This window comes from Streptomyces flaveus, assembly GCF_014647675.1.
GTDB lineage: Bacteria > Actinomycetota > Actinomycetes > Streptomycetales > Streptomycetaceae > Streptomyces > Streptomyces flaveus.
On record NZ_BMPQ01000017.1, the window covers coordinates 175,516 to 188,111 of the forward strand.

Below are 12,596 nucleotides of genomic sequence, written 5' to 3' on the forward strand. Positions count from 1 at the left end.
GCGCATCGTCGACCCACTCGTACAGGTACCCGGCCCGCACCGATTCCTGACGGTGATTCCTTACGGTTGAGCCTCCCCACGGATCACCGCGAGCACTCCGTCCAGCTCGTCAGGTTTCACAAGAACATCACGAGCTTTGGAACCCTCGCTCGGCCCGACGATGTTGCGGGACTCCATGAGGTCCATCAGCCGCCCGGCCTTGGCGAATCCGACGCGCAGCTTGCGCTGGAGCATCGAGGTGGATCCGAACTGCGTGGAGACGACGAGTTCGGCCGCCTGGCACAGCAGGTCGAGGTCGTCGCCGATGTCCTCGTCGATCTCCTTCTTCTGCTTGGTGCCGACCACGACGTCGTCCCTGAAGACCGGCGCCATCTGGTCCTTGCAGTGCTGTACGACCGCCGCGACCTCGTCCTCGGTCACGAAGGCGCCCTGCATACGGGTCGGCTTGTTCGCGCCCATCGGCAGGAAGAGCCCGTCGCCCTTGCCGATCAGCTTCTCGGCGCCGGGCTGGTCGAGGATGACGCGGCTGTCGGCGAGCGAGGAGGTGGCGAAGGCGAGCCGGGACGGCACGTTCGCCTTGATCAGACCGGTGACGACGTCCACGGAGGGCCGCTGGGTGGCGAGGACGAGATGGATGCCGGCCGCGCGCGCGAGCTGCGTGATGCGCACGATGGCGTCTTCGACGTCCCTGGGGGCGACCATCATCAGGTCGGCGAGCTCATCGACGATCACCAGCAGATACGGGTACGGGCTGAGCTCGCGCTCACTGCCCTCGGGCAGCTTGACCTTGCCGTTCCTGATGGCCGCGTTGAAGTCGTCGATGTGCCGGAAGCCGAACGCCGCGAGGTCGTCGTAGCGCAGATCCATCTCCCGTACGACCCACTGCAGCGCCTCGGCGGCCCGCTTCGGGTTGGTGATGATCGGCGTGATCAGGTGCGGAATGCCTTCGTACGCGGTGAGTTCGACGCGCTTGGGGTCGACGAGCACCATGCGGACGTCCTCGGGGGTCGCCCTGACCATGACCGATGTGATCAGGCAGTTGATGCAGGACGACTTACCGGAACCGGTCGCTCCGGCCACCAGCACGTGCGGCATCTTCGCGAGGTTGGCCATCACATAGCCGCCCTCGACGTCCTTGCCGAGCGCGACCAGCATCGGATGGTCGTCCTCGGCCGCGTCGGCCAGCCGCAGCACGTCGCCCAGGTTGACCATCTCGCGGTCGGTGTTGGGGATCTCGATGCCGACCGCCGACTTGCCCGGGATCGGGCTGATGATCCGCACATCCGGGCTGGCGACGGCGTACGCGATGTTCTTGGTGAGCGCCGTGATGCGCTCGACCTTCACGGCGGGGCCGAGCTCGACCTCGTACCGCGTGACCGTCGGGCCGCGCGTGAAGCCGGTGACGGAGGCGTCGACCTTGAACTCGGTGAAGACGGTGGTGAGCGACTCGACGATGGCGTCGTTGGCGGCGCTGCGCGCCTTGCCGGGGCCGCCGCGCTCCAGGAGGTCGAGCGACGGCAGGGAGTACGTGATGTCACCGGAGAGCTGGAGCTGTTCGGCGCGCGGCGGGAGTTCGCGCGGCTCCTGGGGGGGCGCCTTGGTCAGGTCGGCGACCTCGGCCTTCAGCATCTCCTGCTTGGGCTTGCCGCCCTTGCTGCGCGCGGCCGGCACCGGCGTCGTCTGGTGCCCACCCCCCGTGTCCTCGCGCTCACCGCGGTCCGCCCCGACGCCCTGCGTCAGATCGGCCACGAGCGACGAGGGCGGCATCCCGTGCATCACGGCACCGTCGAGCGCCGCCGCGGCCGCCGCGGCAACGTCCACCGCGTCCATCTGCCGGTCTGCGGCGGGTTGCTGCACAGCGGGCCGCCTGGAGCGGCTCCGGCGCTTGGAGAGCGCCTCCTGCTCGGCACTGTCCGGGTCGTACTCCTCGGACGCCCGGGGCGCGGAGCGGCGCTTTCGGGCGCGCGCGGGCAGCGCCTCGCGCCACTGGTCGTCGTAGCGCTCGTCGTCCTCGCTGGAGCCGTCCTCGGCCGTCTGCGGCTGTACGAGGCCGAGCTTGGTGCCGAGCAGCCGCAGCCGCTGCGGGATGGCGTTGACGGGGGTCGCCGTGACGACCAGGAGCCCGAAAACGGTGAGCAGCACGAGGAGCGGTACAGCCAGGATCTGGCCCATCATGTACGTCAGCGGCGTCGCCGCGCCCCAGCCGATGAGCCCGCCGGCGTCCCGTACCGCCTGCATGCCGTCGCTGCGCGCGGGCGCCCCACAGGCGATGTGGACCTGGCCCAGTACACCGATGACGAGCGCGGACAGCCCGATGACGATACGTCCGTTGGCCTCGGGCTTCTCAGGGTGCCGGATGAGTCGTACGGCGATCACCGCGAGCAGGAGCGGAACGAGCAGGTCGAGGCGGCCGAAGGCACCGGTCACCAGCAGCTCGACGAGGTCGCCGACGGGGCCGCGGAGGTTGGACCAGGTGCCCGCAGCGACAATCAGGGCCAGGCCGAGCAGCAGCAGGGCGAGTCCGTCCTTTCGATGCGCCGGGTCGAGCCCTTTCGCGCCCCGCCCTATGCCTCGGAACGCGGCGCCGACGGCGTGCGCGAGACCGAGCCAGAGGGCGCGTACGAGCTTGAACACGCCCCCGGTGGGGTTGGGCGCCGGCTTGGGCGGGGCGGCTTTCCTGGCCGCGGCCTTCTTCGCAGGGGCCTTCTTGGCCGGGGCTTTCTTCGCGGGGGCCTTCTTCGCCGCAGCCTTCTTCGGAGCGGCCGCCTTCTTCGCGGTCGACTTCTTGGCTGCGGGCTGACGTGAGGCCATGGGTGCGAGGTTACCGGTGGAGACCACTGCGGACACGTATGTCTCTGCTTCACCCGTTCGTGTCACCTCCGTCGAGGCGCCAAGCTGACGGGGCCTCAACCGCCGTACGGGACTTGCCGGGTGAAGGACGCCGCAGAGCAGCGCCGTTCAGCTCAGCTCCCGGGCAGGAAGCCAACTCACCCGCAGGCCATCAGCTCATACGCGAGCAAGGGCAAAGCGACGCGGAACTCCCGCAGTTGTGCAAACTCAGTTCTGCGAAGGCAGCGAAGCCGCGCCGTTCCCCGTGCCCGGCTCCAGCGCGTCCAGCGCCCTGCGCAGTCCCGTGAGTTTGCGCTCGAGATGAGCCGCGGTCGCCACCGCCGCCGCATCCGCCGAGTCGTCGTCGAGCTGCTTGGAGAGCGCCTCGGCCTGCTCCTCGACGGCCGCGAGCCGCGCGGAGAGCTCGGCGAGCAGTCCGGCAGGTTCTTTGGACTCCGCGCCCTTGCCGCCACCGCCCTCCAGCTGGAGCCGCAACAGCGCCGCCTGCTCCCGGAGTTGGCAGTTCTTCATATAGAGCTCGACGAACACGGAGACCTTCGCCCGCAGCACCCACGGGTCGAACGGCTTGGAGATGTAGTCCACCGCTCCCGCCGCGTATCCCCGGAAGGTGTGGTGCGGACCGTGATTGATGGCGGTGAGGAAGATGATCGGGATGTCCCGGGTCCTCTCCCGCCGCTTGATGTGCGCGGCGGTCTCGAAACCGTCCATGCCCGGCATCTGGACATCCAGCAGAATGACCGCGAAATCGTCCGTGAGCAGTGCTTTAAGCGCTTCCTCCCCGGACGATGCCCGAACCAGTGTCTGATCGAGCGCAGAGAGGATGGCCTCCAGCGCCAGCAGATTCTCCGGCCGGTCATCGACCAGGAGGATCTTGGCCTTCTGCACCATGGCCCGTCCTCCTCGCCCCGGCAATGCACCGGGCGCCGCCCCAGGGGACGACTCCCTTACGCCGCCCGTCCTTGTGCCGGTCATGGTAGCCGCACCCCGCCTGTCGCCACACCCTGTCACCGCGATGTCACTGTGCACGTAGCAGAAACGCGGCAGGAGACCAGAAGGTTCCCCGAATCCCGGGTTTCTACACGGCGCCGGGCACAGTCAGTCAGCAGCTCCGCGCGCCCAGGTCCCCCACGCTCTCTGATCACTTGAACAGGGGGACCCGATTCGGTCACCGTTCGCGCATCCATCGGTCCATCACCTCGAGCAGATGATCGGGATCGACCGGCTTCGTCACATAGTCGGAAGCCCCCGACTCGATCGCCTTCTCACGGTCGCCCTTCATCGCCTTCGCGGTGAGGGCGATGATCGGCAGGCCGGCGAACTGGGGCATCCGACGGATCGCCGTCGTGGTCGCGTACCCGTCCATCTCGGGCATCATGATGTCCATCAGGACGACCGTGAGGTCGTCGTGCTGCTCCAGGACCTCGATGCCCTCGCGGCCGTTCTCGGCGTACAGCACCGACAGGCCGTGCTGCTCCAGGACGCTGGTGAGCGCGAACACATTGCGGATGTCGTCGTCGACGATCAGCACCTTCTCGCCCTCGAAGCGGAAGTCGCTCCGCGGCTGGGCGGACGCCTCCTCACCGCGCGCGGCCCAGGGCTCCTGGACCTGGCCCTGCTGCCCCGACAGCGTGGGCCGCTGCCCGGCCGAGGGCAACGACCTGCGGCGCCGCCTGAAGAGCGCGGCGGCCCCGTTCTGGGTCTCCTGGTACGACTTGACCTCGGCGGGCGTCTCCACAGGAGTCCTGTCCTCGGCCTCCGCGGGCAGGGCGAGCGCTCCGTTGTCCATCGCCGGCGCCGCGAGCTGCGGGTAGCCCTGCGGCGGCAGTTCGCTCGCGTGCAGTGGCAAATACAGCGTGAACGTGGAGCCCCGTCCAGGCTCGCTCTGCGCATGGATCTCGCCGCCCAGCAGCCGCGCGATCTCCCGTGAGATCGACAGCCCCAGTCCCGTACCGCCGTACTTCCTGCTCGTCGTGCCGTCCGCCTGCTTGAACGCCTCGAAGATCACCCGCATTTTGCTGGCCGCGATACCGATACCGGTGTCGGTCACGGAGAACGCGATCAGATCGGCGTCCGCGTCCCGCAGCGAACCCGCCTCCAGGAGCTGCTCCCGGATGGCGACGGGCACGTCCGCGCCGGCCGGACGGATGACGAGTTCGACTGCTCCGGAGTCGGTGAACTTCACCGCGTTGGAGAGCAGGTTGCGCAGCACCTGGAGGAGCCGCTGCTCGTCCGTGTGCAGCGTGGCGGGCAGTTCCGGAGAGACGCGTACGGAGAAATCGAGGCCCTTCTCCGCCGTCAGCGGACGGAAAGTGGCCTCTACGTAGTCGACGAGTTGGACCAGCGCGATACGCGTCGGCGATACGTCCATCTTGCCCGCCTCGACCTTGGACAGGTCGAGGATGTCGTTGATCAACTGGAGCAGGTCGGAGCCGGCTCCGTGGATCGTCTCGGCGAACTCGACCTGCTTCGGAGTGAGGTTGGAGTCCGCGTTGTCGGCGAGCAGCTTGGCGAGGATGAGCAGCGAGTTGAGCGGCGTACGCAGCTCGTGCGACATGTTGGCGAGGAACTCGCTCTTGTAGCGCATGGAGACCGCGAGTTGCTCGGCGCGCTCCTCCAGGACCTGCCGCGCCTCCTCGATCTCCGTGTTCTTGACCTCGATGTCGCGGTTCTGCCGGGCAAGCAGCTCGGCTTTCTCCTCCAGTTCGGCGTTGGACGCCTGGAGGGCCTTCTGCCGGTTCTCCAACTCGGCCGACCGCTCCCGCAGTTGCTCGGTCAGCTCCTGCGACTGCTTGAGCAGCACCTCGGTCTTGGTGTTCACGGCGATCGTGTTGACGCTCGTCGCGATCATCTCGGCGATCTGGTTGAGGAAGTCCCTCTGGATCTGCGTGAACGAATGGAACGACGCCAGCTCGATCACTCCCAGAACGGTCCCTTCGAAGAGCACCGGCAGCACGATGACATGCGCCGGAGGCGCCTCACCGAGCCCGGAGGCGATCTTCAGATAGCCGGGCGGCACATTGTCGACGAGAATCGTCCGCCTCTCCTTGGCGGCCGTCCCGATCAGCGTCTCTCCGGGCCGGAACGACGTCGGCATGGACCCCATGGAGTAGCCGTAGTGCCCGAGCATGCGCAGTTCGTACGAGTCGTCGCCCGCGGCGCCCACATCCTTGCCGTCGTCCAGGGGCATCGCCAGGAAGAACGCACCGTGCTGCGCCGAGACCACCGGAGTCAGCTCGCTCATGATGAGCGAGGCCACGTCGGCGAGGTCGCGGCGGCCCTGCATCAGGCCCGAGATGCGAGCCAGGTTGCCCTTCAGCCAGTCCTGTTCCTCGTTGGCGATGGTGGTGTCGCGCAGGTTGGCGATCATCTTGTTGACGTAGTCCTGAAGTTCCTGGATCTCGCCGGAGGCGTCCACGTCGATCTTCAGGTTGAGGTCGCCACGGGTCACCGCGGTCGCCACGCGCGCGATGGCCCGTACCTGCCGGGTCAGGTTCCCGGCCATCTCGTTCACCGACTCGGTGAGGTCGCGCCAGGTGCCGTCGACGTCGCGTACACGCGCCTGGCCGCCCAACTGCCCCTCGGTGCCCACCTCGCGGGCGACGCGGGTGACCTCTTCGGCGAAGGACGAGAGCTGGTCGACCATCGTGTTGATGGTGGTCTTGAGCTCCAGGATCTCGCCACGCGCGTCGATGTCGATCTTCTTGGTCAGGTCGCCCTTCGCGATGGCCGTGGTGACCATCGCGATGTTGCGCACCTGGCCGGTCAGGTTGGACGCCATGCCGTTCACGGACTCGGTGAGGTCCTTCCACGTACCGGCGACCCCCGGGACATGCGCCTGACCGCCGAGGATGCCGTCCGTGCCCACCTCACGGGCCACCCGCGTCACCTGGTCGGCGAACGCACTCAGCGTCCGCACCATCGTGTTGACGGTGTCCGCGAGCTGGGCGATCTCGCCGCTCGCCTCGACCGTGACCTTCTTGGTGAGGTCGCCGTTGGCCACCGCCGTCGCGACCTGGGAGATGTTGCGCACCTGGCCGGTCAGGTTGTTGGCCATCACGTTGACGTTGTCGCTCAGGTCCTTCCAGATGCCCGTCACACCGGGCACACGCGCCTGACCGCCGAGGTTGCCGTCGGTGCCCACCTCGCGGGCCACCCGGGTCACCTGCTCGGCGAAGTTCGACAGCTGATCCACCATCGTGTTGACGGTGGTGACGAGTTCGAGGATCTCGCCCTTCGCGTCGACGGTGATCTTCTTGGACAGGTCGCCCTTGGCGACCGCCGTGGTGACCTCGGCGATCTGCCGTACCTGGATGGTGAGGTTGTTCGCCATGAAGTTCACGGACTGCGTGAGGTCCTTCCATGTGCCGGAGACACCCTGCACCTCGGCCTGGCCGCCGAGAATGCCCTCCGTGCCCACCTCGCGGGCCACCCGCGTCACCTGCTCGGCGAAGTTCGACAGCTGATCCACCATCGTGTTGAGGGTGTTCTTCAGCTCGAGGATCTCGCCGCGCGCGTCCACGTCGATCTTCTGCGACAGGTCGCCCCGGGCCACCGCGGTCGCGACCTGCGCGATGTTGCGCACCTGGGAGGTGAGGTTGCCCGCCATGCCGTTCACGGAGTCGGTCAGGTCGCGCCACACACCGGCGACACCGGGCACCTGCGCCTGTCCGCCGAGCCGGCCGTCCGTGCCCACCTCGCGGGCCACCCGGGTCACCTGCTCGGCGAAGGCGCTGAGCTGATCGACCATGGTGTTGATGGTGTTCTTCAGCTCGAGGATCTCGCCGCGCGCGTCGACCTCGATCTTCTGCGACAGGTCACCGCGCGCCACCGCCGTCGTCACCTGGGCGATCTGCCGCACCTGGGACGTCAGGTTGCCCGCCATGAAGTTGACGGAGTCGGTGAGGTCCTTCCAGGTGCCGCTGACGCCGTCCACGCGCGCCTGACCGCCGAGCCGGCCCTCCGTACCCACGTCACGCGCCATGCGCGTCACCTGGTCGGCGAAGGTCGACAGCTGGTCCACCATCGTGTTGACGGTGTTCTTCAGCTCCAGCATCTCGCCGGAGACGTCCACGGTGACCTTCTGCGACAGATCGCCGTTGGCCACCGCCGTCGTCACCTGCGCGATGTTGCGCACCTGACCGGTGAGGTTCCGGAACGCGGTGTTGACGGAGTCCGTCAGGTCCTTCCAGGTACCGGCCGCGCCCGGCACCGCCGCCTGGCCGCCCAGCTCGCCCTCGACACCGATCTCCCGCGCCACCCGCGTGACTTCGTCACCGAAGGACGACAGCTGGTCCACCATCGTGTTGACGGTGTTCTTCATCTCCAGCATCTCGCCGGCCACATCGACGGTGACCTTCTGCGACAGGTCACCGCTGGCCACCGCCGTCGTCACCGAGGCGATGTCCCGCACCTGGGTGGTGATGTTCCGGAAGACCGTGTTCACCGAATCGGTGAGGTCCTTCCACGTTCCCGCCGCACCCGGCACATTCGCCTGGCCGCCGAGCCGCCCTTCGCCGCCGACCTCGTTGGCGACCCTGGTCACCTCGTCCGCGAACGTACGCAGCGTCTCGGTCATCTGGTTGATCGTCTCGGCGAGCTGCGCCATCTCACCGCGTGCCGAAACAGTCACCTTCTGCGACAGATCACCGTTGGCCACCGCCGTCGTCACCTGCGCGATCCCGCGCACCTGTGACGTCAGATTGCCGGCCATAAGATTCACCGAATCGGTGAGGTCCTTCCACACACCGGCCACACCCGGCACCTGTGCCTGGCCGCCGAGCTCGCCCTCCGTGCCGACCTCGCGCGCGACTCGCGTCACCTCGGAGGAGAAAGAGGAGAGCTGATCCACCATCGTGTTGACGGTGTTCTTCAGCTCCAGCATCTCGCCGGCCACATGAACCGTGACCTTCCGGGACAAGTCACCCTTGGCGACCGCCGTCGTCACGAGTGCGATGTCCCGCACCTGCGCCGTCAGCCGGTACGCCATCGTGTTGACCGAATCCGTGAGGTCCTTCCACGAACCGGACATTCCGCGCACCCGGGCCTGGCCACCCAGCTTGCCCTCCGTGCCCACCTCGCTGGCCACCCGCGTGACCTCGTCGGTGAACGTGGACAGCTGGTCGACCAGGTTGTTGACCGTGCGCCCGACCTTCAGGAACTCCCCGCGCAGCGGATGCCCGTTGCCGTCCGGGGCCTGCGCCCGCAGCTCCATACGCGGCGACAGGTCGCCCTCGGCCACCGCGGACAGCACCCGGCCGACCTCGGAGACGGGGCGTACGAGGTCGTCGACCAGCGCGTTGGACGCGTCGATCGCCGAGGCCCAGGACCCCTCGCAGACGCCCGTCTCCAGACGCTCCGTGAGCTTGCCCTCGCGGCCGACCATGCGCCGTACGCGCGAGAGTTCGCCCGTCAGATGCAGATTGCGGTCGGCCACCTCGTTGAAAACAGCCGCAATTTCGGACATAACGCCGTCGCCGGACACCGTCAGGCGCTTGCGGAAGTTCCCATCCCGCATCGCCTCCAGCGCCACGAGCAGTCTGTTCAGCGCCGCGGTGTCCACCTCGGTGGTCCCGTTGCGCGGTTTGCGCCGGTTACTCAGGGACTCTCCGCCTTTCGCGCGCGCTTTAGTGCCCCGCGTCGCTGCGCCAGACTCCACTGTGTCCCTCCCGCAAGGGTCGACCGTTACTGCTCGGGGTGTTCGGGTAGTGCTCTGCGTGTTTGGACCATCTCTTGAAGCTTGCCCAGTGTTTCACCGTGGCTGAACCAGGCCATAACAGTTCGGCAGCTTCGCACATCGTCCGCACACACCCTCCCGGACGGAAACACTGTGGTGACCGGCATCCGCATGGACGGCGAAGGTAAGTAACCTTGCATGCGGCTGTCCAGCCACGCCGGTCCGTCCGGCCTGGGCGGTGGCACGAGCACAAGCGGGCAGGCATCGGAGGGGCGGCCTCACCATGACCACCGGAGTACATCCTGGGGGACAGCCCCAGGATCCCGGACAGACCGGCAACCGTCATCTGCCACGGCAGGGGCGAATCGGCCACGAAGCCCTGCCCGAAGAAACCCGGACAAGGAGTGCTGTGATCACCGCTCGCGCGGCCGCCAGCTTCGACCCCGTCGGACGGTCCGTCGCGACCGCTCGGTCCTTTGTCCGTGACACCCTCCAGGGCTGGGGCTTCGCTGACATCGTCGACGACGCCGTGGTCCTCACCAGCGAACTCGTCACCAACGCCGTGGTACACGCGGGCACGTCCGCCGATGTCCTGTGTCTGCGCACCGAGGACGGCGTACGCATCGAAGTAGCGGACCGCTACCCGGAACGAGAGATTCCACTCCAGGCGACGGCCGTCAACATGGGCAGCCCCGACCGCGAAGGAGGCCGCGGCCTCCAGTTGTGCGCGGCTCTGGCCGCCTGCTGGGGAGTCGAGTACACGCCCACCCACAAGCAGGTCTGGTTCCAACTCGACCTCCCGGACCGCCCGGTGGGCACCCGCACCGCCGGCCCCTCGCTGCCCGCCGACCTCCTGCCCCTCGCCGACGGCCGCGTACGCGTCGCCGTCGTCCAGATCGACCGCGTCGGCGCCATCTCCGCCTGGAGCGAGGACGCGGAAGAACTCTTCGGGTACGCGGCGGAGCAGGTCATCGGCAAGCCCCTGACCGACCTCGCGGCCTGGCCGCACACCCCCGGCACCAGCACCGGCATCGCCGAGGCCCTCCAGCTCTCGCGCTGGGAGGGCAGTTACGGCCTCCGCGGCGCCAACGGCCGCGTGACACCCGTGTACGCCTCGCATCTGCGCGTCCGCGACACCGGCGGCGAGCCCTCCACGGTCTGTCTGCTTGTACGCGATCACGAGCGCGCCGTCCTGCAGACTCCCCTGCGCGTACCCGCCGCGGACTCGGCGACACACTCCGAAGGCGGCCAGGCCACCGACCCCTTCGAGGTCTTCATCGGCTCCCCGGCCCCGGACGACCTCGACGGTCTCCTCCAGCGCACCGTGGAGCGCGCCCGCGACATGCTCGACGGCGACTCCGCCTTCCTGCTGCTGGCCACCGACGACGAGACCGAGCTGGAGGTACGCGCCTCCACCGGGCTCCCCTCCGCCCGCCAGCGCTTCGCTCGCGTCCCCGTGGAGGCGGGCCCCGGCCGCTACGGCTCGGCCCGGATGCCGGCCGTCCACGACGACCTCACGGCCGTCCCGGGCGCCGTACCGCTGCTGAGCGGCACGGGCATGCGATCGGTCGTCACGGTCCCGCTGAAGGTCGAGGGCCGTCTCACGGGCTCTCTCGGCGTCGCGGCCGAGTCCCCCGCGCGGTATTCGAACGAAGAGGCCCTGCGCCTCCAATTCGCCGCCGACCGCATCGCGCTCGCCGTCGAATCGGCCCGCTTGGGCGAGCTGGAGCGTCTGCGCCGGGGCTCGCTGTCCTTCCTCGTAGAGGCCTCCGACCTCCTCGCGGGCACCCTGGACCGCGATCAGACGCTGGCCCTCATGGCACAGATGACGGTCCCGACCCTGGCCACCTGGTGCGCCGTCTACACGATTGCCGACCAGGCCTCGGACCCGTATCTCTCGTACGTCCTGCATGAGGACGAGGAGCGCATCGACGGCCTCAAGGCCCTCCTCTCCAAGATCGCCCCACCAGACCCGGTCCCGACCCCCGGCGCCCGCGTCTGGTCGGCCCCGGCCGAGGCGGCCCACGAGGCGGCCCTGCGCACCTCCATGCGCAGCCTGGGCCGCGGCGAGCCCGCGACGGTCAGCTCCGGCATCGGCACGACCCTCGCCACTGCCTCGGCGGTCGGCGGCGAGACGGTCGTACTCCCCCTGGTGGCCCGCAACCGCGTCATCGGCATGCTGACGCTCGGCAAGCCGACGGACGAACACTTCCGTCAGGAGATCCTGGAACTCGCCGAGGACCTCTCCCGACGGGCCGCCCTGGCCCTGGACAACTCCCGCCTGTACTCCGAGCGCATGGCCATCAGCCAGTCCCTCCAGCGCAGCCTCCTGCCGCCCGAACTCCCGGTCATCGAGGGCGTGGAGGTCGAGGTCATCTACCGCGCGGCGGGCGAGGGCAACGAAGTCGGCGGCGACTTCTACGACGTCTTCCCGATCCGCGACGGCGCGTACGGCTTCGCCATCGGCGATGTCTGCGGTACGGGCCCGGAGGCGGCCGCGGTCACGGGCTTGGCCCGCCATGCTCTCCGGCTCCTCGCCCGCGAGGGTTTCGGCGGCCCGGCCGTCCTGGAGCGCCTCAACTCCGCGATCCTCGACGAGGGCGCCCGCAGTCGCTTCCTGACCCTCCTGTACGGCGAGTTGTGGCCCCAGGAAGACGGCAGCGCCGTCCTGAAGATCGTCTGCGCCGGCCATCCGCTCCCCCTGCGCCTGCGCCAGGACGGCACGGTCGAACCGGCCGCCGAACCACAGCCCCTCCTCGGCGTCATGGACGATCTCGAACTGTACGAGCAGACGGTGACGCTCGATCCGGGCGATGTCCTCCTGTGCGTGACGGACGGCGTCACGGAACGCCGCGAAGGCACACGCATGTTGGGTGACGACGGCCTCACGGACGTCCTCACCACCTGCACGGGCCTGACCGCCGGCGCGGTCGCCGCCCGCATCATGCGCGCGGTCGAACGCTTCGCCTCCGACGCCCCGTCCGACGACATGGCCATCCTGGCCATGCGCGTTCCGGGCCTCCACAAGGACTAAGAACTGACGCACTGAAGTCCCGCAACACGAAAAAGGCCT

4 protein-coding genes are annotated in these 12,596 nt (G+C 68.5%); 1 reads left to right on the plus strand and 3 read right to left on the minus strand.

Features of this window, described 5'->3' with window-relative positions:
• Window positions 1-60: 60 nt before the first annotated feature.
• From IEZ21_RS29095 to IEZ21_RS29105, 3 genes are all read right to left on the minus strand, one after another.
• On the minus strand, window positions 61-2,811 hold the full coding sequence (locus IEZ21_RS29095) for a DNA translocase FtsK (RefSeq protein WP_189324839.1): 2,751 nt from the start codon (window positions 2,809-2,811) through the stop codon (window positions 61-63).
• Between the two features lie 246 nt (window positions 2,812-3,057).
• Window positions 3,058-3,738 (minus strand): response regulator, encoded by a 681-nt coding sequence (locus IEZ21_RS29100; protein ID WP_189324840.1) that lies wholly within the window; start codon window positions 3,736-3,738, stop codon window positions 3,058-3,060.
• A gap of 277 nt (window positions 3,739-4,015) precedes the next feature.
• A complete protein-coding gene (locus tag IEZ21_RS29105; RefSeq protein WP_189324841.1) occupies window positions 4,016-9,505 on the minus strand; it encodes a HAMP domain-containing protein in 5,490 nt (1,829 codons plus the stop codon).
• Window positions 9,506-9,806: 301 nt separating this feature from the next.
• On the opposite strand from IEZ21_RS29105, the gene IEZ21_RS29110 reads away from it, so the two are divergent.
• Complete coding sequence (locus tag IEZ21_RS29110) at window positions 9,807-12,557, plus strand: SpoIIE family protein phosphatase (RefSeq protein ID WP_189324842.1); 2,751 nt, start codon at window positions 9,807-9,809, stop codon at window positions 12,555-12,557.
• Window positions 12,558-12,596: the final 39 nt, after the last annotated feature.

Excerpts from the sequence above, each read along its gene's own strand:
- IEZ21_RS29095 (WP_189324839.1), bottom strand. The coding sequence starts at position 2,811 with ATGGCCTCACGTCAGCCCGCAGCCAAGAAGTCGACCGCGAAGAAGGCG.
- IEZ21_RS29100 (WP_189324840.1), bottom strand. The coding sequence starts at position 3,738 with ATGGTGCAGAAGGCCAAGATCCTCCTGGTCGATGACCGGCCGGAGAAT.
- IEZ21_RS29110 (WP_189324842.1), top strand. The coding sequence starts at position 9,807 with ATGACCACCGGAGTACATCCTGGGGGACAGCCCCAGGATCCCGGACAG.